At 43.5% G+C, this 23,177-nt stretch carries 26 protein-coding genes and 1 pseudogene; 2 read left to right on the top strand and 25 right to left on the bottom strand.

All coding sequences use genetic code 11. The features are described from left to right. Positions 1–20: 20 nt before the first annotated feature. A complete protein-coding gene (locus EIM92_RS01475) occupies positions 21–1,250 on the top strand; it encodes an extracellular solute-binding protein (protein ID WP_125081161.1) in 1,230 nt (409 codons plus the stop codon). Positions 1,251–1,387: 137 nt separating this feature from the next. Here the strand turns inward: EIM92_RS01475 and EIM92_RS01480 are convergent, their stop codons facing one another. Next, a complete protein-coding gene (locus EIM92_RS01480) occupies positions 1,388–1,612 on the bottom strand; it encodes a DUF6809 family protein (protein WP_125081162.1) in 225 nt (74 codons plus the stop codon). Between the two features lie 254 nt (positions 1,613–1,866). Here EIM92_RS01480 and EIM92_RS01485 point away from each other — a divergent pair, with 254 nt between their 5' ends. Beyond that, positions 1,867–2,094 (top strand): helix-turn-helix domain-containing protein, encoded by a 228-nt coding sequence (locus tag EIM92_RS01485; RefSeq protein ID WP_125081163.1) that lies wholly within the window; start codon positions 1,867–1,869, stop codon positions 2,092–2,094. Between the two features lie 516 nt (positions 2,095–2,610). Here EIM92_RS01485 and EIM92_RS01490 read toward each other — a convergent pair. The 24 genes and pseudogenes from EIM92_RS01490 to EIM92_RS01615 all read right to left on the bottom strand — a co-directional run bounded on the left by EIM92_RS01490 (position 2,611) and on the right by EIM92_RS01615 (position 23,154). Then, positions 2,611–2,982, bottom strand: a complete 372-nt coding sequence (locus EIM92_RS01490; protein ID WP_125081164.1) for a hypothetical protein — start codon at positions 2,980–2,982, stop codon at positions 2,611–2,613. A gap of 136 nt (positions 2,983–3,118) precedes the next feature. Beyond that, entirely contained in the window at positions 3,119–4,030 is a 912-nt protein-coding gene (locus EIM92_RS01495; RefSeq protein WP_125080998.1) for an IS3 family transposase, read from the bottom strand. A gap of 20 nt (positions 4,031–4,050) precedes the next feature. Then, entirely contained in the window at positions 4,051–4,377 is a 327-nt protein-coding gene (locus EIM92_RS01500) for a transposase (protein ID WP_125080997.1), read from the bottom strand. A gap of 190 nt (positions 4,378–4,567) precedes the next feature. Beyond that, complete coding sequence (locus EIM92_RS01505) at positions 4,568–4,969, bottom strand: hypothetical protein (protein WP_164514998.1); 402 nt, start codon at positions 4,967–4,969, stop codon at positions 4,568–4,570. Positions 4,970–5,189: 220 nt separating this feature from the next. Continuing rightward, positions 5,190–5,708, bottom strand: a complete 519-nt coding sequence (locus EIM92_RS01510; RefSeq protein WP_125081166.1) for a hypothetical protein — start codon at positions 5,706–5,708, stop codon at positions 5,190–5,192. Positions 5,709–5,711: 3 nt separating this feature from the next. Beyond that, positions 5,712–7,388: a polymorphic toxin type 43 domain-containing protein gene (locus tag EIM92_RS01515; protein ID WP_246021340.1), complete on the bottom strand. Its 1,677-nt coding sequence runs from the start codon at positions 7,386–7,388 to the stop codon at positions 5,712–5,714. Between the two features lie 251 nt (positions 7,389–7,639). Next, positions 7,640–8,652, bottom strand: a pseudogene (locus EIM92_RS01520) (IS3 family transposase). 62 nt (positions 8,653–8,714) lie between these two features. Continuing rightward, positions 8,715–8,894, bottom strand: a complete 180-nt coding sequence (locus EIM92_RS01525) for a hypothetical protein (RefSeq protein ID WP_125081168.1) — start codon at positions 8,892–8,894, stop codon at positions 8,715–8,717. 125 nt (positions 8,895–9,019) lie between these two features. Further along, positions 9,020–9,319 carry a hypothetical protein gene (locus EIM92_RS01530; RefSeq protein WP_125081169.1) on the bottom strand — a complete coding sequence of 100 codons (300 nt, stop codon included), beginning with the start codon at positions 9,317–9,319 and terminating at the stop codon, positions 9,020–9,022. An 86-nt stretch (positions 9,320–9,405) separates the two neighbouring features. Then, entirely contained in the window at positions 9,406–9,579 is a 174-nt protein-coding gene (locus EIM92_RS01535) for a hypothetical protein (protein WP_246021167.1), read from the bottom strand. Between the two features lie 318 nt (positions 9,580–9,897). Continuing rightward, positions 9,898–10,278: a 1,4-dihydroxy-6-naphthoate synthase gene (locus tag EIM92_RS01540; protein WP_125081170.1), complete on the bottom strand. Its 381-nt coding sequence runs from the start codon at positions 10,276–10,278 to the stop codon at positions 9,898–9,900. Positions 10,279–10,293: 15 nt separating this feature from the next. Next, entirely contained in the window at positions 10,294–11,163 is an 870-nt protein-coding gene (locus EIM92_RS01545; RefSeq protein ID WP_211344414.1) for a nucleotidyltransferase domain-containing protein, read from the bottom strand. A gap of 117 nt (positions 11,164–11,280) precedes the next feature. Further along, the gene (locus tag EIM92_RS01550; protein WP_125081171.1) at positions 11,281–11,613 is read right to left on the bottom strand and encodes a hypothetical protein; all 333 of its coding nucleotides are present in this window, start codon (positions 11,611–11,613) and stop codon (positions 11,281–11,283) included. A 413-nt stretch (positions 11,614–12,026) separates the two neighbouring features. Then, complete coding sequence (locus tag EIM92_RS01555) at positions 12,027–13,322, bottom strand: IS110 family RNA-guided transposase (protein ID WP_125081172.1); 1,296 nt, start codon at positions 13,320–13,322, stop codon at positions 12,027–12,029. A gap of 111 nt (positions 13,323–13,433) precedes the next feature. Further along, positions 13,434–14,330: a hypothetical protein gene (locus EIM92_RS01560; protein WP_164514999.1), complete on the bottom strand. Its 897-nt coding sequence runs from the start codon at positions 14,328–14,330 to the stop codon at positions 13,434–13,436. A 341-nt stretch (positions 14,331–14,671) separates the two neighbouring features. Beyond that, positions 14,672–14,986, bottom strand: coding sequence for a hypothetical protein (locus tag EIM92_RS01565; protein ID WP_125081174.1), 315 nt, complete (start codon positions 14,984–14,986; stop codon positions 14,672–14,674). Between the two features lie 67 nt (positions 14,987–15,053). Further along, positions 15,054–16,193, bottom strand: coding sequence for a hypothetical protein (locus tag EIM92_RS24570; protein ID WP_342772893.1), 1,140 nt, complete (start codon positions 16,191–16,193; stop codon positions 15,054–15,056). Positions 16,194–16,195: 2 nt separating this feature from the next. Continuing rightward, the gene (locus EIM92_RS24575; protein ID WP_211344415.1) at positions 16,196–16,696 is read right to left on the bottom strand and encodes a hypothetical protein; all 501 of its coding nucleotides are present in this window, start codon (positions 16,694–16,696) and stop codon (positions 16,196–16,198) included. A 97-nt stretch (positions 16,697–16,793) separates the two neighbouring features. Continuing rightward, positions 16,794–17,081 (bottom strand): DUF6809 family protein, encoded by a 288-nt coding sequence (locus EIM92_RS01580; RefSeq protein WP_125081175.1) that lies wholly within the window; start codon positions 17,079–17,081, stop codon positions 16,794–16,796. Between the two features lie 495 nt (positions 17,082–17,576). Next, on the bottom strand, positions 17,577–17,945 hold the full coding sequence (locus EIM92_RS01590; protein WP_125081177.1) for a hypothetical protein: 369 nt from the start codon (positions 17,943–17,945) through the stop codon (positions 17,577–17,579). A 12-nt stretch (positions 17,946–17,957) separates the two neighbouring features. After that, positions 17,958–20,885 carry a hypothetical protein gene (locus tag EIM92_RS01600; protein ID WP_246021169.1) on the bottom strand — a complete coding sequence of 976 codons (2,928 nt, stop codon included), beginning with the start codon at positions 20,883–20,885 and terminating at the stop codon, positions 17,958–17,960. A 42-nt stretch (positions 20,886–20,927) separates the two neighbouring features. Then, positions 20,928–21,359, bottom strand: a complete 432-nt coding sequence (locus EIM92_RS01605) for a DUF4280 domain-containing protein (RefSeq protein ID WP_125081178.1) — start codon at positions 21,357–21,359, stop codon at positions 20,928–20,930. Next, positions 21,356–21,895: a hypothetical protein gene (locus EIM92_RS01610; protein WP_211344416.1), complete on the bottom strand. Its 540-nt coding sequence runs from the start codon at positions 21,893–21,895 to the stop codon at positions 21,356–21,358. Before EIM92_RS01610 ends, EIM92_RS01605 begins: the two co-directional genes overlap by 4 nt. Next, entirely contained in the window at positions 21,892–23,154 is a 1,263-nt protein-coding gene (locus EIM92_RS01615; protein ID WP_125081179.1) for a pentapeptide repeat-containing protein, read from the bottom strand. Before EIM92_RS01615 ends, EIM92_RS01610 begins: the two co-directional genes overlap by 4 nt. Positions 23,155–23,177 lie beyond the last annotated feature (23 nt).

Raw genomic sequence — 23,177 nt, forward strand, 5'->3', positions numbered from 1 at the left:
AATTAGGAAGGGGTACAGCTATGAATTTCAAACAACTTTGGATTGTGCTCTTGCTGCCGCTGCTGCTCTTTGGATGTTCTGCAGTGAAAACAGAAGAGACAGCTATTACATTAGACTTTTGGACAACTACAAGTGAGAAAGAGACCGAAGTACTAACTAGATTGATCGAGTCCTTTGAGCAAGAGCATCCTGATATTGATGTTAATCTCAAATCCGTGGAGTTTGGAGAAGCATCCAATAATTTCAAAATTGCTACACTGACGCAAGATGCACCGGATATTTTGAGAAGCGATATTGGCTGGACCACAGAATTCGTCGATCTAGATATCCTGCTTCCACTAGATGATATGGTGACTGCTGCAGATCAAGAGGATTATTTCTCAACAGCAATTCAAAATAATATACACGAAGGTCATATTTATGGCTTGCCGATGGTAACTGATGCTCCTGCCCTCCTTTATAATAAAGAATTGCTTAGCAAGGCAGGCTATACGGAGCCTCCCCAAACGCTGGACGAGCTGATGGAGATCGCTAAGGCGATTACGAATGAGGATCATTACGGAATTTATATATCACCTGATTCCTATTATTCGCTTCCATATGTATGGGGATTTGGGGGCGAAATGATTAATGAGGAAATGAATATTGAAATTGCTAATGAGTCATCTGTCCAAGGAATCGAGTTTATGGTGGAGCTGATCAAGGCAAAGGTGACACAACCTGACGGCAGCTTTGAAGACTGGAATGCCAGGATGATGGAGGATTTTAAAAATGGCAAAGTAGCTATGATCATTAACGGGCCTTGGGCAACCGCCGATATACTGAGCGGAGAGGCGTTCAAGAATTCTGCGAATCTTGGAGTAGCGGCTATACCTGGAGGTCCGGGTGGGGAAGGCTCACCTATAGGGGGACATAATCTGGTCATCTCTAAGTATACAAAATACCCGAAGGAAGCCTATCAGCTGATTCATTACTTAAACAGTATAGAAAACCAGGTGACAATGGCCAAGGAAGCAGGAACCCTACCTACGCGTGTCAGCGCCTATGATGACAAAGATCTGATGAGCAATACGATATTCCAAGGCTTTAAGGCTCAACTGGAGGTGGCGCGCTCTAGGCCGCTTATTCCAGAGAGCTCCCTACTGCTTGCGGAATTCTCTACCTATCTAGAGCAAATTCTTAAGCAGGGGATAACCCCTCAAGAAGGATTAACTCAAGTCGCATCGGTTTGGGCATATCTAATAAAGTGACGGAAGCTGTAAGGCTACGATCCCCAGATTAAAGCTTGGATTACTCCTACCATGCGCTACAAGCTGGCACCGGATTTAACCGGCGCCAGCTTCTTTAGTTTTTTGTAGGCTGAAAATTTGCTTTGTGCTTGCGCACCCTAACCGCTTACGATCTCATTTCGTGCTGCATATACTTCTATAATCATTAGCGCACCAAGTTGAAATCTACGGATAAAAGAAGCAGTAGAGTGCATTGATCCTGACTTGCTTCGCAAATCAAGTAATTCTTCAAGCTGACTGAATTCTGTTGCCGTTAACTTTTTTTTCACATTTTCATGGCTTTTGATGCCTCTAAGATACTTCTCATCCCCTCTCCCCTTCAATTGTATTGCGGCTCCTTGAATGAAAAACTGACACATGATAGATTTAATGTGCAGTCTGGCTTTCAGACAGTTCTGTGAAGGATGTACTTATCTTTGCTGAGAGTGCGCCGCTTCATGTTTACTCATGATCCTGCCTATCAAAAAAATTACATTGTTTAGTTAGTAAGCAGCGTTATATAAATTTAATGTGACTCACAGTCACTTAATACATTTTTATTATACAGTGACTTTCAGTCACGGTCAAGGAGCCGTTTATGCTTAATCGGGAAATTTTAGCGGAGCGTTTTAAAAACTTACGCCTTGAGAAGTCAATCTCACAACAAGACATTGCTGCTTCTTTAGGAGTTGACAGATCCATTGTTAGCCATTGGGAAAGAGGAACGCGAATACCCAGTCTAGATATCGCTTACGCTCTGGCTGATTATTTTAACGTAAGCCTTGATTACCTTGTAGGACGCTCGGATGACTCTACTTACCGTTGAAGGAAGTGTTTCAAAGTACGGTGGTTTAGAAGAACGTGACTTGGACAATTAAATATACGAATTTTCCATGATACTGGGAGAGCTGACAGATTTAATAGACGGATTTTGGTATGCGAAAAGGCTCATCCCTACTCTTTGTTTAAGTGGGATAAGCCTTTTAATTGAAGCTTTAAGTTCCAATTATCTTGGTTTTATATAGTTGTACTTACCATGAAGATAATTAATCAATAGTCGTGAACTAAACAAACGTAACACCGAGCCTTGTTCTATTCTTTCTATGAATTCTTCAAAATTTTCTGAGCATCAGAACTTTGTTTATCAATCATATTTACAGTGAAGGCAAGGCCGGGATCAACCCGTGCATAATCATCTTAAGAATTTTCCTTGCCTTGTGATACGTGAGCGGCTGTACAAATAAAAGAAGCTTATTCCTATCTAAATAGAAATAAGCTATTAATGATCTTTTGTAACGCTATCAAGCCTTCCCCTTATATAGTATTCATCATATATCATAATCTATATATTACTTTCCAAAAAGCCATAAATGGTTACATCATGTTTCCCGAATGTCGCTTCACAAAATTCAGCAGGATAAAAATCTTGACCTGTTAAACATAATTTTAACCTATCTATTACGTATTCTATAACTTCGTCTTCTAATTGTAGAAGCAAACCAGATTCACAGTAACTTAATTTATCTTGCTCATTATTGCATGATATAGTTAAATACTTAATTTTTTTACTACCAATATTCGATAACTCATCTAGCTCTAAATTCACATTTTTTCCTTGAACGGTTTCCTGAAACGCTCCAATAAGGTGATTTACTCCATTATTATCAAACCTCAAATGAAAAGAATATCTACCATTTTTATTAATACGAATCATTCTGTTCAGTTCACCCCTATTCTATTAATGGTGCGTGCGGGTTAACCCCCTAATATTGGACACAGCACCTCTTATTCGAATGATTGCATAGAATCGCTCGATGTTTCATAGTTTTTCATCTGATGACGATCATGCCTTACACGTTGATTTCCTTGGGTCTTACATTGCCTTGCCGGACTGCTTCCATGTATTCGTACGGCGACATATCATATATGCTTCCATGGATGCGATTGCGATTGTAATTGTAGATAAAACCGCTAACGATCTTATATGCCTGTTGGTAGCTCTCAAAATCGTGGCGCTGGTAACATTCCGATTCAAGGATCGAGTGAAAAGACTCGATGTGGGCGTTCTTATTCGGCGTCTTAGGCGGTATTCGTTCGTGGATAATTCCAAACTGTTCACAAGCCTCCGCAAACCGATGGCTAATGAACTGTGGACCGTTATCCGATCGAATAATTGGTCGATTCGCCTTGTCAAAGAGCTGGCGCTTCATTAGTGCCTCCTGCGTGATTTGAACCAGATCCTTAGCCTCGCAGGACAAGCCATGATGATAAGCAACAATTGCTCGGTCGAACACATCGATGATGCTCATCAGGAAGAAAAAGCGCTGTTCACCTTCGAGCCAACCATACTTAATATCCGTTTCCCACAGTTGATTGGAAGCGGTAATAACTTTGTTATTTGCGAGTCGTTTCGGATGCTTGGCCTTGAGCTTCCGCTGAGGGCGAAGCACATTCATTTTCTTGCACAGCCGATAGACTTTCTTCTTGTTAATCACAAGGTGGTGCTGGCGCCTCAGCATCTTTGTCAGCTTGCGGTATCCGTAGACAGACGTGTACTCATCGGCCAACAGCTCCATGATCCACTCACAGATTTGCTCATCGCTAATTCGCTTGTTGTCTTGCGTATATGAGTAACCAGGCGCGGAGCGACCGTTCCTGAGGATTCGCTCAGTTTGCTGATTCGGGCGATTCACATGTGCATAATATGTGGAACGCTCCACTTCCAGAATGCGCAGCACAAGGCTGATTGAATAGCCCTGCATGATGTATTTCTGCGAAATTTCTATTTTATCCGCAAGTGTGGGTTCGTTTTTTTTAACAGGTCACGGAGGATTTCCCTCTCTAGCGCCTGCTCTGCATAGAGCTTCTTGAGCTTCTCGTGCTCCTTCTCCAAGGCTGCATAATCTGAGGCTGTAGGAACGAATGAAGCATGCTTCAAAGCATCGCCATCCAATTCGTCAAGATCCTTGCGTTTCAATTCTCTTGCCCAGCGCAGCACCATCTTCGGATCAAGATCATGCTGCCTGGCTACTGCCGTCATATTGCCGATTTCATGCCCCTTGGATACAACCTTTTTCTTGAAGTTCAGATCATACCGTTTTCTTTCCATTGCGTTCCCCTCCGACTGATTTCATTCTATCGGAATAAGGGGTGTACTGTCCAAGTTCATTTGGGGGCTAAATAGAGGCCATGGAGCACACTTATACCGTACTTCTCTTTCATTTCTTTTACAATATCATCCGTACTTCGTTTCTGTAAAACACGTATTGCCACATCTTCTGTTAATTCATCAGACCACCCTAAGCTCTTTGCGTTTTATAAATAACTATATTTGTTTCCCAATTTTCACTAGTTAAATAAGCTGGAATATTCTCTAATTCCCAGCGAAGTAGTACTTCTTCAGGTACCTGTCGATATGAATGCATGACTTCCGCTGAATGTCTCAACAACCCTGGAATTAAATCTTCGGAGCCACTAGTAAATGACAACTGTCGGGCACTTGTCATCATCTTTCCTAAAATCCAATTGCTATAGTAAGCCAGTGTCATCTCTTCGGAAATCTGTATATTAATCATACCTTGTTCTAATAGAGCCGCTATCTGTTTTAATTGATGTAAAGATCCCAAAGCAGGCATAGCAAGAATCCTTCCCCGAACAGGAACTACCGCAGTTACTTGTAATACACCTGCTTGCAGTGCCACGCCTACCGCCTTATTCGCTGGCCCTCCCAGCGCACTCAATAAGACGCCTGTCATTGCTGGAATCGAACCCACCAGCTTATTTCTTCATGCAAAAAAAGCTCATTCCTACCCATAATGCAGGTTGAAAAGAGCTTAGCAAAGGTTATCAAGTATAGTAGAGCATCCTTACTCGTCAAGCTGCTACCGTAACTCTCATATGGATTTTCTTTAATATCCCCATTTATTGCAGTTGAATGTTACGTAAAATCTTTTTTACTCTATGGCGTAACTTTTGTGAAGCCCATCGGGTATTTACAATTTCAAATAGGATTTCTTGTAATTCACATTGTTGTATGCGAGGCAATTCTACAAACCAGTTTAGTGCTAAGTCTGCCCAGTAATCTGATTGTTGCTCTAAACCAATTTTAACAATTTCAGCAAATGGAAAGATGTCCTCTAACTCAATATATAGCTCATAATTTCCTAAAGATTCTTTTAACAAGTTATAGATTGTCGTTCGTGGTTTTTCTAATAATACCAATAAACGAAGATACTTCCAAGGTTCATCTAATATCCTTAATCCTTGCTTCTCATGAACGACCCAAAAACCATATGTTGATAAACCAATTATCGTCTGTTGTTCCCCAATTGGCATAAGCGGAATCCACTCTATTGACATGTCAGAATCCACCAGTTTGGTAGTATTAAAATTATTAGAAGATACTTTACTTTCGATTAGAGATTTCACCTTATTTTTCATAGTTTACATCCCCCACAACTCGTGTTCCACTGGCAATCCATAGTTTTTCATTACCTCTGTAAATTGATTTCTCACCTCAGTAGTCCAATTTTGCCCGTAGTGACCACTATTTTCAGTTGTATAGATTTCTCCATTTTCCCCTCTGGTAAAGGTTCCACCAACCACATTTTTTTCATCAGCATTTATTGTCTGGACTAACCTTTGGTGAGGAGAACCAACAAATTTCTCATCTTTAGGTTTACCAACAACAAATGTACTTGTTTCAGGATCAAATATAAACTCAATTCCTCCCTTTTTAGGATAATAATTTTTAATAGCTTTAACAGAAGGAGATAAAGAGTTTACCCCAAGAACACCAGAAGTTGGCCCTGACCCTTTCCAAGTTGGAATATTAACCGTCCTCTTAATTTCGGGAGACTTATTCGGGTTATTCGACGAGGTCGATGTTTCTCCCTTCTTCTTATACTTTGGATCACTAAACCCGTTAGGGACAATTCCTATATTTCTATTTCCTCGGAAACTAATACCTAAATTATAATATTCATAAAGTAACCCGCTGTAAATAATAGCAACCTTTTGTGCCTGTGTTAGCTTTTCTCCACGCATATTATAGCCTTCACGTGCCAGCTTTGTTTGTTCCCTCACATATTCCGTAATGGGATCATTATTATCTAAACTGTTACCAGATGGTTTAATTACTCCTTCTCTTACAAGTTCAGTGTAAATTAAACTGAGTCGAGCTGCTTCCCGATCTGTACGCCCTTTTTCACTTAAAACCCATGTGCTTCCCATTAGCGTTTTTTGATATTTACTAAAATCGTAATCACGGTATTTTTCAACTGTTGTAAGCTCTATACTGCTAGCGTGTTGATCTACCCAACGACTTCTCATATCTTCGGGAACCTGCTGGTAGGATTGATACATGTCCTCCGACTCTTTCAATACGTTGCGAACGAAATCCAATGGGCCATCTGAATATAACACTTGACGCGCACTCGTTAACATCTTTCCTAAGATCCACTTGGTGTAGTATGCCTGTCTTTCTTCCTCGTAAATCTGCTGGTCGATCAGTCCCTGCAAGAGCAGACCTGCTAATTGCTTTAGCGGATGCAAAGAATTACTAGCAGATTTCTTGGCTTTCCCATCACTTCGCAAAGGAACTCCCGCCGCTGCTTGCAGCGCCACGCCTACCGCCTTATTCGCTGGCCCTCCCAGCGCACTTAATAGGACGCCCGTCATTACCGGAATCGAACCCGCCAGCTTCGACTCCGTAGCCAACATGTTATTGGCCGCGGCTTCAGCAGCCGGACTCGTAATTTTGGCTGTAGGAGCATTTCCACTCCCCGTATGGGACGCTGCAGATGATTGGGATGCTTCATACGCCTCCACACTCACTATCTCAGGCTCCCATACGGGAGGAAGGTCGGTGACAAATACCGGGGCCTTTACCGTCCCTTCCTGCTCGATCACTGGGGCTTTGAGGTCTGTTTCACCATCCAGCACCATGCTGCTAGCTCCGCCCTTGAGATACAGCGCTGTCTCAGCTTTTAGCGATAGTCCTTTCCCCACCTCCAGTTTAAAGTTGCCACCTTGAATTGCAACATTCCCCGGACTGCTGATGGCAACGCCGCCTGTTTCATGGAGCGTAATAGATACTTTGCCTGTGGATCGTTTCATCACTATAACCAAAAAAGCTCATTCCCACCTATAAACGGGTAGAAATAAGCTTTTAATGAGTTATTTACAACGCTAGTATGTCACATGAATAAATATAAAGTAGCTACCTCAACCACCAACGATCTCATTTCGTGCTGCATATACTTCTGTAATCATTAGCACGCCAAGTTGAAATCCACGAATAAAAGAAGCAGTAGAGTAACCAAGACCTGGTCTTACCCCTGTCAAGTAGACAATAAAAAAAGAGGATCAATTTATGCGGCGATCGCTTTCCGGTACTCAACTGGAGAACGGTCGCCGAGTTTTTTTTGGAAACGCTCATAATTGTAAATTTCAATATATTCCTCAATGAGACGACGTGCTGAATGCTGGTCGTTCGGACGTTTAAGGTACAGCTGTTCGGTCTTCAAATGGGAGAAAAACGACTCCATGCAGGCATTGTCATAACAGTTGCCTCGCCTTGAGTGGCTGCCCTGGAGCCCTTGTGCGAGCAACTGAGTCTCGTAAGCCTTGTGCGTGTATTGGAAGCCTTGGTCAGAATGTAAGACTGCATCCTTGCGAGTACCGAGTTGCTTTACTGTGTCCAGCACAAGTTGTTTGCTAATGTCTTGAACAGGGACTTTCACGACAGAAGGCTTGCGCCCTGCATTTGGACGCTTCTTGCGGATGACTGACCGGATCCCGAGCTCACGCATAAGCCGTCTGACTTTCTTGCGGTTAACAAGCAATCCTTCCCTACGCAAAGCCGTACACATACGGATGTAACCGAAATAGGGCCGCAAACGGTGAATGGCAAGTATATGCTTCTTCAGATCAGCATCTCGCTCCTGACGTTGTTGCTGGTTACTTAGAGCAGCTTTCCACTTGTAATACCCGGCACGAGACACTTCAGCAATCTTACACAGCATGACTATCGAGTGGGTCCCAATCATTTTTTCGATGGTCCTAAACCGGGCTTGCTTATCCAACTTCCCTCCCCATGTAGATTCGGATTGAGCTTTTTTAGATATTCGACCTGCGCTTTCAGATGCTCGTTCTCTTCCTCAAGACTGCTGAAGTGTTTTTTCGCCCAACGCCCCCGATAATCCTTGAACGATTCACCATTCATATGTTTGCGTACCCAAGTTACAATCTGAGCATCGCTTTTGATCCCCAACTTTTCCTTGATCTGAGTATAGCTCCATTGCTCTTCAATTCGTAAACGAACGGCTTCTCGCTTCGTTTCTTCGTCGTATCGATTAAACTTCTGACCCTTCTTTGGTGACATAGAAAAATCCCCTCCGGTCTACAGTGTTGAATTCATGATATCATGAACTCTTTTTTCACTGTCTACCGTAAGGGGATAATATCAGACATCAATTCCCACAGTACCGTTTTTTCATTTGATGACAGAAAGAAGCATCTCATATAACTACCTTTTGTCCGTTCTCCTACATATTCAAATGCCCCTTCATCATTAATAAACTCAAATTGATCCTTGATCTCATCTAGCCATTCATGAAGCGCCATAACTCATCCTCATTTCCTGATTAAATTAGGGCTATTCTTACCCCTTCACTTTCTCTATACGACAGGATGTCGCGGCAGTTAAGTCCTGTATAAAAAGAAAATCCCCGCACAACGACGGGGATAGGTTAGCCAAACAACGGCAAATATTTACGATAGTATTCTATATGATCGTCGGATAGCCGCCAATCATACTGATTTAGGAATCGAGCGACTTTGGCTAAGACTTGATTCCGATGAACGACATCATTGTGCTTCGATCTAGCAAGGTAATATGCAAGGCTTAGCTCGACTTGCTCCTGTGACATCGGGTCTTTGACATACTTGACGAAGATACCGACAAGCTCGTCCATATCATCGGAACAATGTCCTAACACATTCTCCCGCCGCATCAGGGCTAAAGCTGTATCTAAAGGTAGTCGTTTCATGGATGCGCCCTCCCTTCTGCGGCGGCGGGGGCGTTTAGTTCTTGCTGAACGCTCCATTTCCTCCATAATAGATACTGCCGCTGTGCTTACTGCTCATCATAGCCGTTCTGTACCATGACATTCAGGATGGCGCGGGGGATGGAATCGGTATAGCCATACAAGCAACTACGAAACCTTTCCCAAGAGATATCATACAGGACAACAAACGCTCGATGTGTTAGCCCTAGCTTCTGAATGCATTCTTTCAAGGGATGCATCATGATAGATTTCTCCTTTCAAGTTGTCTTCCCTTATAGGTTAGACACTCTACAGGCAGGAATCACACCAGACATATAGAAGCATAGGACGTTTTTGGATCTTGAATTTGTCACAACGGGAGTAATCCATGAATAACTAAACAGAAAAATAGTAACGGTAACTCCCAAATGTATTTGCTTGGATTTCCGCATCCTGTCACACTATTTGGATTAATTACCGATTCGGTTCAAGCTTCGCAGAGCATAAATAATTGAATTTGCTTGGCTTCGTTATCCCCCACCTGCTAATTGGGCGGTGCGTGATGCGGCACTATAACTAACTCATTGCCTTTCCTCGAAATTATAGCCTCCTTTTCTTGGAAGCAACTCTTCAAAGTCACAAGAAGCTATCGCCTTATAACCAGCATCCCATAACTTTATCAATAAATTAGATACTTCTACAACGAAAGCATTATTCTCTACATTTTCAGCAGGCTCAATTTCTAGACAATACTTGTAATATAGAAATTCATCATTCCCTAGATTCCTTCTATCTTCGTCGAAATCACCATTATTGAAAATATAAATATCTGCTTGTTCTGTAGAAACGTTCGAGCCACTAATAGTTCCGTATACATTTTTAGATACTATTTCTATAACCGCACCTTTTTCAGCATCAGTATCTAAAAATATTTTTGTAAATAAATCAATGTCTTCATCCAATGAAATCACCTCAAATTATTTAAGTGGCGTAAACGGTGGATTGTCGAAGGGTCCGCCAATTTTAATAATCGATATATCTACATCCATACCTAACTCTTGTTGAAGTTGTTCCCTAAACTTACTCAACTTTGCTTCTCCTGATTGAATTTTTCCAGTCTCAATAGCATGAAGCATTGTTTTCTCCTTAGCAGACCCTGGATTAGGCGGCTTAACCTTACTAAAAGAGCTTTGTATTAATTCATCAAATTTCTCGGATGGAACTCTAATAGCTATATCAATATCAGAAGTTGGTTTTGCTGTTCCTTTTGCCCGACTACCTTGAACAACTATGTCATCACTTATATGCCCTACTTTTTCTCGTATCATTGATGATACTTTATCAAATTGTGCCTGTGTAAGTCCTTGAGGTACTTTAAGAGCTTGTCCCGTCCCCCTAGCAGAACTACTCGGATTCGGCGGTTCTGGCGTCTCCTTAGGTTTATCCACTGTTGTATTCCTAGGATCATTCTTAGGACGTCTATCTTTAACAGACTTGACGAACTTATCTAACTCCGCTTGAGTTATGGTCTTAAACTCAGGCTTCTTACGGTTTAGGTTAGGTACCCTGACATTGAACCCACCACCTCTTATATACGGAACTTCACTAGAATTATGGGTGTAGCCCGTAAAGAGTTCATTTAAAGTAACACCGTCTCTTTCAGCATTGTAGCACGTGTAAATAATAGCTACACCACCGAGTACATCTACCCCATACTTCCGTTTCATTTCTTTTACAATCAAGTTATAGTCCTGTTTCTCTACAATTCGCTGCGCCACATCCTTAGTTAATTCATCGGACCAATTCAGCTCTGCTTGTACTTCTAAGGTTAATCGCTGAGTGTCCACATATCCACTTGGAAATGTTTTATCGGTTGAATGGTAGGTTTATTCAGCACTGGGTAGCCACCCAACAAAGAACCGTAAGAAATTAAATTCCCTACGGTCAGGCTCACTTCTCTTATGCTATATATTCACCAAATTACTAAAGGCAAAATTGGGTTTGAATAATACATCAATATTTTTTTCACCGTTTTCGAATTGAAAATTGAGTTTGTCATTATTTTTGCTTATTTGGGTTACATCCTTTAGTGTCAAATTAATTATTGGGATACTGTAACTCTCGTGATTAAGACTGAGCAAACATTCCTGTTCATAAATTGATACCGTTAATACAAGTTTCAGACCTTGAATATCTGTTTTACTGTAAATAAACATTCCTGCTTCAGTATCAGAAATTGAAATTGGTTCGGATTCAAATAACTCTAATAGATCATATTCGCTGAATTGTATAAACATATAAATCTCCTCCCACTATAAATTAATGTTTTCTCGCGTTTACTCACTCATTCTTAGATTTTCAAGCATCGACCACATTAAGTGGTGGAGATATCATGTAGCAGTGGCATAATTTTCTAGGCATGCCGGTTGCGGGAATAGAGCCTGGACTGCAATTTCCATTCTGTGGATGTTTATCGCTATGATCGCACCTTGGATGTCCACACCAATTCCCTCGACGGTTTACCCTCCCATGTCACACTGGGTCTATGCCCTCACATTCCTTCGTCCTACCTCTCAAGGGGTGGATGCCGCTTCTTGCTCCTTTACTGGGTCGTTGCCCTTATGGAATAATTCCTGCGGCTGCTCCGTGCTTCCATTGTCTACTTGAATCTATCTAAGGCTAATGAGCTTTACGATTGAAATTTGAATCTTTAAGCTGCCATCTGAAGCTGTGCCTGACGAACAGGTCCTAATACATCTTGAGCATTGTAAGGAATTCTTTTTGTACCTAGCGTGTGTAGCACTCTGAAGAGTTTCCCACACAAGGCAACTAGCGATTGTTTCTTCTTTAGCGGATTTACCATTCGTGTTGTGTAATAGTGATGCAGCGCTTGAAACTCTGGATTCTTGGCCACCATCGGCATAATGGCGCGATAGGCTAAGGCCCTGAGTCTCGAACGTCCACGTTTGCTTATCGTGGACTTCCCCTTCTTCTTACCTGAACTATTCTCCCGAAGATTTAAGCCCGCCAGACGGATAATTTGCTGGCCATGATCATAGTTGCTGAGATCGCCTGTTTCGGCTAGAAATCCAGCGAGTGTGGTGATCCCGACACCTGGTATGCTCAGCATCTCCTCTGACCCCGGTATTCTTTCTAGCAAGCTCTCTACCTGGCTCATAATATCTTCAACTTGGCGAGTAAGCAGTTCATGCTGTTCCAGAAGCGCCTTCATTTCCATTTTGGCTGCTGTTAATCCTTGGGTTAGTCCGATGGAACCCGAGGCTGCCTTAACTAACTTCTCTGCTCGCTTGATGCCTACAGCTCGTTTCACATCTTGCTTCCAGCGTCTCAGGATGGTAAATGCCCCTAAGGATACAACCTCCTGCGGTGTAGGAAATTCGACCAACGTGATGAGCGAAGCTTTTCCATTCCAGTCCTTAAATACTTGACTGTATTCTGGAAAGAAGCGGTCTAGCCAGTTCTGAATACGCCGCTGAACTTGCCCGAGATTCACCATGACCTTCTCTCGTAAGTTCATGTAGATCCTTAGATCCGCGTACACATCTGTAGGCAATTGTGGCTCCGAGTACTTTCCGTTTCGGACAAGATCTGCAATGACCTTAGCATCCTTGTAGTCGTTCTTCGTTTGTGAATTGTCTTCAAGCTCTTTGGACTTGTTGACGTGATGCGGATTGACCACAACCACTTTGATGCCTTCATCCTGTAAGAACTCGGCTAGTGGAAACCAGTAGTGTCCAGTGGGCTCAATACCGAAGATGACGTCGGTCTTGGCATGCTCCCGTTGTAATTCCTTCATCCACGATACTAGTTTGGTCAAGCCTTCTCTTGAATTCTCAAACACGCAGTCTCTTCCTAGCTCAATGCCGCGGAAATCGATTGATCTTGCAACATGCGTTTTCTTGGCGATGTCCGCTCCGACCACAAGTGTCTGATCGGTAATTCTTAGAATTCGTTGATTTTGCTTCTTCTTTTGCTTATACTTCATGTTGAGCGTCCTCCTTTAATTAGGGCAGTGAATGGTCCACATTCCAGACCCAGCATACAGGAGGCGCTCTTTTTGTTCAAACCTCAAATTAATTCATTACAGGAATGGCTCCTATCTTGGAATAACCGTAATGACATCGCCATTGGCATTCGTAACTACTCTTACTCGGTCACTCTGATATACGGTTGTTCCTTGTTTATTACCCGGCGTCTTAGTTCCATTTTTAATAGTATCCTCAACAACACTTGGAGGTATGTTACGTGGATCAATCTGTTTATTCATGAAGTCATTGTACTCTTTAGTTCCGGGCTTCAATCCTTGTTCAGTTGCTCTTTGATTTGCTCTTGTTGTTAATTCTGCTCTTACTTCGGGAGTATTAGGAGCCATTCTCTCCAATGCATGTTCGGAGTATCTGCGTCCACCAATTGAACCGCCGCCTTTTGCCATACTCCATCCTATTTCTCCCGTCCCCATAGCAGAATTACTCGGATTCGGCGGTTCTGGCGTCTCCTTAGGTTTATCCACTGTAGTATTCCTAGGGTCATCCTTAGAACGTCTATCTTTAACAGACTTGGCGAACTTATCTAACTCTGCTCGAGTCATGGTCTTAAACTCAGGTTTTTTACGGTTTAGGTTAGGTATCCTGACATTGAACCCGCCACCTCTTATGTATGGAATTTCACTAGATTTATAGGTGTAACCCGTAAAGAGTTCATTGAGTGACATTCCTGCGCCTTCGGCATTATAGCTCGTATAAATCATCGCCAGGCCATGGAGCACACTTATACCGTACTTCTCTTTCATTTCTTTTACAATATCATCCGTGCTTCGTCTCTGTAAAACACGCATTGCCACATCTTCAGTTAGTTCATCAGACCATTCTAAGGATTTTTTCACGTCATAAATAACTAAATTTGTTCTCCAGTTTTTCTCAGTTAAATAATCTGGAATATTCTCTAATTCCCAGTGAAGCAGTACTTCTTCAGGCACCTGTCGATATGAATGCATGACCTCCGTTGAATATCTCAACAACCTCTGATCCTATCGGGGCGGCATATTTAAAGTTTGCGGTACATTTTGAAAAAACCTGAGAAAGCACAGACAAAAAAAAACAGGTCAATTTTGGTAGTATATGACCATAATCGACCTGCAGAATGTAACGGTATCGCGTTATTTAGGATATAAAATTCAAGCATTCTAGTGCGTACAACAAATTCAAAAAATCATTATACGGGTATTACATGGGTTATATGTGTTATTGGTTGAATGATGAGTTCGTTCGGTACTGGGTAGCCCCACCAAAAAAGAAACCTTGAAAGGCATCAAGCCAATCAAGGTGTGATTAAAAACTACTTTGCTTTATTCAAGTCTTTTCTAGCCAAATCAATTGCTACCGCTAATTTTATTTGGTTGATTTTGCTTAAACCTACTTTATATTGTGATAATGGCATGGAATTAATTATTGGTACTACATCTTGATTAAGCCTATTTAATTCAACATCAGCAATTGTAGAATCGTTTATTAGTATTTTGTAAAAATCCTCTTCTTGTTCAGGTATCCAATGGAGAATATACGCCGTCTCCAAACTAGAAAAACTCTGACGAAGAACATCAAGCAATCTTCGCCTTTCCTCTTCTTCAAACAATGACTTATTTGAAACCATTAATTGCTCTCTTATTTCTTGTTCAGTTTTACTTCCAATAAGTTTCAGTTTGTATCCCTCCCATACCTTATTTTATTATTCCTGGTGATGCTGTAACTAAGTTTCCATGACTATCGGTCAAAATGGTCATCGTTGAGGTTGGATTAAAATCATTAAATTTGTCAGTACCAATAGGTTTATTCAAAGTAACCTCTCTTACATAGCGAATCCCATCTGCACTATCTAGAGTTCTAGTTACAGGAGTACTCACTACATTCTTATCTGAAAGTATGGTACGAAGTTCATCTTGAGAAATTGTGAATTGTGATTTGTTCTTAGTTGAAAAATGTTCCTGTACAACGTGCTTAAATCCATCATTACTGATATTAATTCTAGATTGTACGATAGGGGGCATTCCTTCAATTTTAGCCGTCCCCTTAGTAGAATTACTCGGATTCGGCGGTTCTGGCGTCTCCTTAGGTTTATCCACTGTTGTATTCCTAGGATCATTCTTAGGACGTCTATCTTTAACAGACTTGACGAACTTATCTAACTCCGCTTGAGTTATGGTCTTAAACTCAGGCTTCTTACGGTTTAGGTTAGGTACCCTGACATTGAACCCACCACCTCTTATATACGGAACTTCACTAGAATTATGGGTGTAGCCCGTAAAGAGTTCATTTAAAGTAACACCGTCTCTTTCAGCATTGTAGCACGTGTAAATAATAGCTACACCACCGAGTACATCTACCCCATACTTCCGTTTCATTTCTTTTACAATCAAGTTATAGTCCTGTTTCTCTACAATTCGCTGCGCCACATCCTTAGTTAATTCATCGGACCAATTCAGCTCTGCTTGTACTTCTAAGGTTAATCGCTGAGTGTCCACATATCCACTTGGAAAATGCCATGGCATTGCCCAACGATTTCTTACATCCTCGGGAACCTGCTGGTAAGTTTGGAACATGTTGTTCGACTCTCTTAACACGTTGTGGACGAGATCTATTGGGCTGTAGGAATACAACATCTGGCGAGCACTTGTCGTCATCTTCCCCAAAATCCACTTGGTGTAGTATGCCTGTCTTTCTTCCTCATAAATCTGCTGATCGATCAGTCCCTGCAAGAGCAGACCTGCTAATTGCTTTAACGGATGCAAAGAATTACTAGCAGAATTCCTGGCTTTCCCATCACTTCGCAAAGGAACTCCCGCCGTTGCCAGCAGCGCCACGCCTACCGCCTTATTCGCTGGCCCTCCAGCGCACTTAATAGGACGCCCGTCATTGCCGGAATGGAGCCCACCAGCTTCGACTCCGTAGCCAACATGTTATTGGCCGCTGCTTGAGCAGCCGGACTCGTAATTTTGGCTGTAGGAGCATTTCCACTCCCCGTAGCGGACGCGGCAGATGATCGGGATGCTTCATACGCCTGCACACTCACTATCTCAGGCTCCCATACGGGAGGAAGGTCGGTGACAAATACCGGGGCCTTTACCGTCCCTTCCTGCTCGATCACTGGAGCTTTGAGGTCTGTTTCACCATCCAGCACCATGCTGCTGGCTCCGCCTTTGAGATACAGCGCTGTCTCAGCTTTTAGCGATAGTCCCTTCCCTGCTTCCAGTTTAACGCTGCCACCTTGAATTGCAACATTCCCCGGACTGCTGATGGTAACGCCGCTAGTTTCATGGAGCGTAATAGATACTTTGCCTGAGGATCGTTTCATCACTATAACCAAAAAAAGCTCATTCCCACCTATAAACGGGTAGAAGTAAGCTTTTAATGAGTTATCTGCAACGCTAGTATGTCACATGAATAAATATAAATTGGCTACCTCAACCACCAACGATCTCATTTCGTGCTGCATATACTTCTGTAATCATTAGCGCGCCAAGTTGAAATCCACGAATAAAAGAAGCAGTAGAGTGCATTGATCCTGACTTACTTCGCAAATCAAGCAATTCTTCAAGCTGACTGAATTCTTGTGCTGATAACTTCTTCTCCCATATTTTCATGGCTTCAGAAATTTTCCGGTTTAGGACACGATATTCAGGATCAATTGGCATAATCGTTTCTTCAGGGCGAATTTCTCCACAATATAGTGCTTCTAAAATACTTCTCATCTCCCTCTTCCCTTCAACTGTATTGCGGGTCCTTGAAAGAAAAACTGACACATGATAAAGTAATTTGTGCAGTCTGTCCACCGGGCAGTTGCACGGTGAAAGTCGCGAATTCTTTTGCGGGAGTGCGCCACTTCCTTTTGTTTATTCATCTTCATTCAGCCTCTCGATTCCACGCCTTACAGCCTCATTTCTTGTCACTTTATTGTGCTTAGCGTATCGTTCGAGAATCTCACTATGCTTCTTATCTAGCCGCACTGTGAGTCGTATTTCTTTAGGATTTTCAAAGAAAGGCCGTCCCAACTTTTTAGTGATTGGCTTCACCTCCTAGCACAATTAATGTCTGCCATAAAGTCAAGTTATATTGACTTTCTTTCATTTTTAACATACACAAAAGCTTACCCCCACTAATCGTTTAGTAAGAATAAGCTTTTGAAGTTTCTGTTTCAAATTTTTTAGTGTTGAATAGTTTTAGTTGCAAACCACATTAGCAAAATGCTATTCATCGGCAATCCATACCACTTCATTTAATTCCTGTGAACTAGATAACATATCGCAAAGCTCTCCAAGCAGATTCTTTGACTGTTCACTCAATTGGTCTATTTTTATTTTTTGTAGTTGCTTTATTACAATATCTATATCCGGAATTTCCCATGGTTTCTCCCACCAAGGTTCTTCAACATTATAGTAATATGCTATACCTGTCCAGCCGCTTTCCTCCGGCTGTAGCTCCCTCATTATTTCATCAAAATAACCATCCCAGATTCTTAAAACATATTTATCACCATTAGAAAGATGCCTTATAAATTGCATCTCACCTTCACCTTCGTAACCTTCATAATATTTACTATTTATTATTTCCATCATTGCAACTCCTTTTTATGGCGCTGGCCAATGTCCGTTTGCTAACATTCTGTTTTGTTCTGTAGTTGCCGTACCATTCTTTCTAGCGTTAATAGCAGATTGCCAATCATATCTTGGAGTCCATTGGTTTTGACCAGTTAAAATATGATACGTCTTTTTCTGCCCAGTAGTATTTCCTGGTGTAGTTCGCTCAACAACCCAGGTATTTCCTTGATTTTGGGGCGCTCCAGGTGTACGTGTATGCCAGCGTACCTCATACTTGTAATACCCATCTGACCATTTAAATTGTATCTGCTCATATCCTGTCTTTGACTGAATTTTTACTGAAGCAGAGGATGGAATATTGATTGGAGATGATTGAGAAAGATTTGTTCGTATTCTTGCCTCTCTATCCTGCACCTTCCACTCCTCTCGTGTTGTTGTCCTTTCACCAGGCTGCGGCCTGTATCCTTTGGTTTCGAGATCTTCCCCCATACCCTTAGTAAAATTACTCGGATTCGGCGGTTCTGGCGTCTCCTTAGGTTTATCCACTGTAGTATTCCTAGGATCATTCTTAGGACGTCTATCTTTAACAGACTTGACGAACTTATCTAACTCCGCTTGAGTTATGGTCTTAAACTCAGGCTTCTTACGGTTTAGGTTAGGTACCCTGACATTGAACCCACCACCTCTTATGAACGGAACTTCACTAGAATTATGGGTGTAGCCCGTAAAGAGTTCATTTAAAGTAACACCGTCTCTTTCAGCATTGTAGCACGTGTAAATAATAGCTACACCACCAAGTACATCTACCCCATACTTCCGTTTCATTTCTTTTACAATCAAGTTATAGTCCTGTTTCTCTACAATTCGCTGCGCCACATCCTTAGTTAATTCATCGGACCAATTCAGCTCTGCTTGTACTTCTAAGGTTAATCGCTGAGTGTCCACATATCCACTTGGAAAATGCAATGGCATTGCCCAACGATTTCTTACATCCTCGGGAACCTGCTGGTAAGTTTGGAACATGTTGTTCGACTCTCTTAACACGTTGTGGACGAGATCTATTGGGCTGTAGGAATACAACATCTGACGTGCACTTGTCGTCATCTTTCCTAAGATCCACTTGGTGTAGTATGCCTGTCTTTCTTCCTCGTAAATCTGCTGGTCGATCAGTCCCTGCAAAAATAGACTTGCTAATTGCTTTAGCGGATGCAAAGAATTACTAGCAGAATTCCTGGCTTTCCCATCACTTCGCAAAGGAACTCCCGCCGCTGCTTGCAGCGCCACGCCTACCGCCTTATTCGCTGGCCCTCCCAGCGCACTTAATAAGACGCCTGTCATTACCGGAATCGAACCCACCAGCTTCGACTCCGTAGCCAACATGTTATTGGCCGCTGCTTCAGCAGCTGGACTCGTAATTTTGGCGGTAGGAGTATTTCCACTCCCCGTAGCGGACGCGGCAGATGATTGGGATGCTTCATACGCCTCCACACTCACTATCTCAGGCTCCCATACTGGAGGCAGATCGGTGACAAATACCGGGGCCTTTACCGTCCCTTCCTGCTCGATCACTGGAGCTTTGAGGTCTGTTTCACCATCCAGCACCATGCTGCTAGCTCCGCCCTTGAGATACAGCGCTGTTTCAGCTTTTAGCGCTAGTCCCTTCCCTGCCTCCAGTTTAACGCTGCCACCTTGAATTGCAACATTTCCCGGACTGTTAATGGCCACGCCGTTAGTTTCATGGAGCGTAATAGATACTTTGCCTGTGGAGTGCAGCTTCAGCTCTTGCTCAGATAGCCCTACCCCGCTGCCCTTGGCATGCTGCCATACCTTCACATTAGGTTGTCCATGAGTACGCTGCTGACGCATTGCATCGGTGACGTAGGCGTCTTGTTCACGGTTTGTAGGCAAATATAGCTCCACCTGATCCCCGATTTCCGGCATATTATACCACCCGCTGTGGTCTTCTGCCACATAACAGGTGGCTACAGGAAACCAGCAGGCGGCAGGGTGCTCCTCAGGGTCAATCTTCAGTTGAAGCTGCACACGATCCTGTTCTACACGCAGCACCTTTCCTAATAGCGAAACTCCCGTAATCTGCTCATTCTCAACCCGCGCATAGCGAATTTCCTGTTCGGCTTGAAGGTCATATCGTGTACGGAGCATTCCATCCTCTAGACGTGTCTCGGCCCGCACGACGACAAGTTCTTTTCCTTGTCCAATGGAGAGTTCAATCACATCCCCTAAGGCATAGTACCCCAAGCTTTCAATCGTATAAGTGACATACGAGCCAGCCCGCTCTCCCGGATTCCCGGCAGCTAACTCATGAAACGTTTTCCGTACCCGGTAGAATCCATCCCGTTCCAGCTTATGCAGCTTGCCGATCGGCAGCCCAAAAAAGATCTTGGGCGATGCTGCCGTCACTTCAGGCACGAGCACCGAACCGAATCGGGAAGCGAGTCGCTTTAAAAATGCCCAATCCGTCTCCTGATACTGCAGCAGGAAGGTGTCCAGCTTGGCGCCGTCCGTGACAGTATCAATGGCATCCCCGTACTTATACTTCCGCACCAGTGCCGTGACCAGATCATCATAAGTGCGCTGCGGCTCTTGATAAGAACGATTTTTTAGTTTCACATCCAATTGATAGGAATGCGAAGCGGCCTCCAGCTCAAAAGTATAGACTCCCCTTATACAGTGTATAGACAGGCGCGTGGTCATTCCGTGGAATAATGTTCTTACGGATTGTCCTTGTTCGTCCAACTGGCGAATAACGATCGGCTCCTGATCCATCGTTTGCCCGATCCACGCGGCCCCTTGTTCTTCGGGAAGTATGCCGTTCATCTGTAAGTAAGCATGTTCGTTGATGGCTCTATGAATATGTAACTGCTGAATATGCTGCGGCTGAAAGGGACCATATAAACGTATGCTCTCATAGCCGATCCCCTCTGTAAGTAAACTCAAGGTTGTACCTCCTCCCTTCTGACTTGATCCTGATTCCAGCGATTAGTCCAGTTCCTGACCGTCATCTTCTATGCGAATATGTCCGCAATATAAGCAGTGGTGCGTGCAGTCCTGTGTCAAAGCGGGCTGGCCTTCGATCAGCATATCGCTTTTCCCATTCAGCCATGGCATCGTCAGAACGGGGACGCACGGCGCCTTCTTCACCCCGTAAATATCAACCATGTCACTAGTCTGCACAGCCGGATTATGAGGGCTGAAGCAGTTGCCAAAGGACTGTATATTCTCTCCTGGCACGTAATCTGCAATATTCATCGCCGCTTTATTTTTGACATATACCCCATGGCTGAAAGGACGCTTTAACCGGGTCGGCTGAGTGCCATAGCTACAGCTCAAAATTGCACCTGCTACGACATAGCTTTTGGCCCCGCCGGCTCCTGGCTGCACCTGTGTTTGTTGTACCTTCGCTTCCTTCACTCGTTTGTTCCCTCCTTGCTCTCTACCTCCACTCTTTCAAGTCTTATGCCTATAAATGAACGGCGAAGCAGACTCTCTGCCAGCGCCAGATTAATAAATATATAGGGTTCCATCACTTCCGCTATTTGAAAAATAGGGGGCAGATCCTTCCTGTATTGCAGTACCAAACGCTTCAATGTGCGATCAGGGTATCGTTCGGTGCTATCGGACGAGCAATCCTCCTTAGGAGGACGCAGCACCCAGTACACCTCTTGCCTGGCTTGTTTCATATCAGTAAGTATAGCTGCCCTCCATTCCATACCTGGCACATACTTCTCCAACAACGCCTTCATACGATTGGATACCAGCGGCACGGGATATTCGAGAAAGTCTGGAAACATGGATTGCGAATGAAGCTGTATTGCTAAAAATAAAGGCGCATCTTCCTCTTGAGACAGAGTCATCTGCATGCCGCTCTTTATGGATAAAGAGGACAGCGGCACAGGTTCTATACGGTGTTTGATCCGCTCATCCATCCTAAGCCGATAATATCTCACGTAATCTTCCCCCTAACTTCACAAAGCTGTTCTTCCGTCAAACTCACGCCTTGCAGCTTGGCATCGCTGAAATCAGCACCAGCCAATCTTGCACCGGCAAAAGATACGTCTGTCAGATTAGCCCTAGCAAAGCTAGCATCCGTCAAATCAGCCTCAGCAAAACTAGCACCTGTCAGGTCCGCATCCTCAAAGCAAGCCGCTGCTAGATCAGCCCCGATCAACGAAGCTTGCTGCAGCGTGGCATTACGGAATACAGCACCTTGTAACTCAGCTAACCTAAAAGAAGCCCCTTGCAGATTAGCTCCCGTAAAATCCACCGCACTAAATCCCAATGGCTCCCACTCCAGCCATAAATCAGAATCGTTTACGCTGCCCATCACCCTGTCCAATATGGCCTTCCTTAGAGAGCAGCCGCTAAAATCAGCTCCATGGATCAGGCTGGAGGTAAAGTCAGTACCTTGAAGGTGACTGTCCTGCCACTCTGTACCCACCAGCACGCAAAATAGCAAACGACTATGCTCCATCTGCATGCCGCGGAAAGCCGTGTAGCGAAAATCCAGGCGGCTATAATCCCCTTCCGATAGGTCAAGCTCCGTCAAGGCTTGGTAACCGTACTCATGCGCATCTTTTAAATCCAGCCAGGCTTGAACCTCTTGGATATCCCGCTTCCGACGATCTTCCTTATATACGGAGACACTTTGATCCAAATACTCCCCAACACGTACTTCGAATATTTCGCCACGCTCCAGCTCCTGAAACTCAGCAGTGTGCACGGCGCGTTTCATCGCCAGGCGAATGATGTTCACCATGAACGCGTGGAATTCCGCCGCTGCGTCCAGCAGCATCCGCTCTAATCCAACCTTGGAAAGAGGGGATTGCCCCCGCTCCATGATTTCAGCCTGGTGCCGCTGCTGTAGATCACTCCAATAGGAAAAGGCCCAGTTAACATCCCATTCAAATTGGATGGGGTCCGTATCCAACACCCAATACTCATCAGTTGCCTCGACTAAATAAGTCGGATGCTGCTCCAGCCATGATGTTCGCAGCATAGAGTAAGTGATGTAGCTTATACTCCCTTTTTGCCCTTGAAGCTGCCTTTGACGAATGTCGCGGCAGTATTCTCTAAATTTCCGAACGCATTCCTCAATTCGTTGCTCTAGCGTAGCCTGAAGCGTCACTGCCCAATCTTTACGAATAAAGCTCCATGCCTCATCAAGAACGACTTGCTGCCCCTGCCCTTCTATAACAGGCTTGTCCATTGCATTTACACCACCTGGTTACA

Origin of the sequence: Paenibacillus lentus, from assembly GCF_003931855.1 — a bacterium.
In the GTDB taxonomy this organism is placed as follows: domain Bacteria; phylum Bacillota; class Bacilli; order Paenibacillales; family Paenibacillaceae; genus Fontibacillus; species Fontibacillus lentus.

Excerpts from the sequence above, each read along its gene's own strand:
- EIM92_RS01565 (WP_125081174.1), bottom strand. The coding sequence starts at position 14,986 with ATGGTTTCAAATAAGTCATTGTTTGAAGAAGAGGAAAGGCGAAGATTG.
- EIM92_RS01615 (WP_125081179.1), bottom strand. The coding sequence starts at position 23,154 with ATGGACAAGCCTGTTATAGAAGGGCAGGGGCAGCAAGTCGTTCTTGAT.
- EIM92_RS01475 (WP_125081161.1), top strand. The coding sequence starts at position 21 with ATGAATTTCAAACAACTTTGGATTGTGCTCTTGCTGCCGCTGCTGCTC.
- EIM92_RS01580 (WP_125081175.1), bottom strand. The coding sequence starts at position 17,081 with ATGAGAAGTATTTTAGAAGCACTATATTGTGGAGAAATTCGCCCTGAA.
- EIM92_RS01555 (WP_125081172.1), bottom strand. The coding sequence starts at position 13,322 with ATGAAGTATAAGCAAAAGAAGAAGCAAAATCAACGAATTCTAAGAATT.
- EIM92_RS01550 (WP_125081171.1), bottom strand. The coding sequence starts at position 11,613 with ATGTTTATACAATTCAGCGAATATGATCTATTAGAGTTATTTGAATCC.
- EIM92_RS01590 (WP_125081177.1), bottom strand. The coding sequence starts at position 17,945 with ATGATGGAAATAATAAATAGTAAATATTATGAAGGTTACGAAGGTGAA.
- EIM92_RS01490 (WP_125081164.1), bottom strand. The coding sequence starts at position 2,982 with ATGATTCGTATTAATAAAAATGGTAGATATTCTTTTCATTTGAGGTTT.
- EIM92_RS01525 (WP_125081168.1), bottom strand. The coding sequence starts at position 8,894 with ATGGCGCTTCATGAATGGCTAGATGAGATCAAGGATCAATTTGAGTTT.
- EIM92_RS01535 (WP_246021167.1), bottom strand. The coding sequence starts at position 9,579 with ATGATGCATCCCTTGAAAGAATGCATTCAGAAGCTAGGGCTAACACAT.
- EIM92_RS01530 (WP_125081169.1), bottom strand. The coding sequence starts at position 9,319 with ATGAAACGACTACCTTTAGATACAGCTTTAGCCCTGATGCGGCGGGAG.
- EIM92_RS01500 (WP_125080997.1), bottom strand. The coding sequence starts at position 4,377 with ATGGAAAGAAAACGGTATGATCTGAACTTCAAGAAAAAGGTTGTATCC.
- EIM92_RS01485 (WP_125081163.1), top strand. The coding sequence starts at position 1,867 with ATGCTTAATCGGGAAATTTTAGCGGAGCGTTTTAAAAACTTACGCCTT.
- EIM92_RS01495 (WP_125080998.1), bottom strand. The coding sequence starts at position 4,030 with ATGCAGGGCTATTCAATCAGCCTTGTGCTGCGCATTCTGGAAGTGGAG.
- EIM92_RS01510 (WP_125081166.1), bottom strand. The coding sequence starts at position 5,708 with ATGAAAAATAAGGTGAAATCTCTAATCGAAAGTAAAGTATCTTCTAAT.
- EIM92_RS01560 (WP_164514999.1), bottom strand. The coding sequence starts at position 14,330 with ATGCATTCATATCGACAGGTGCCTGAAGAAGTACTGCTTCACTGGGAA.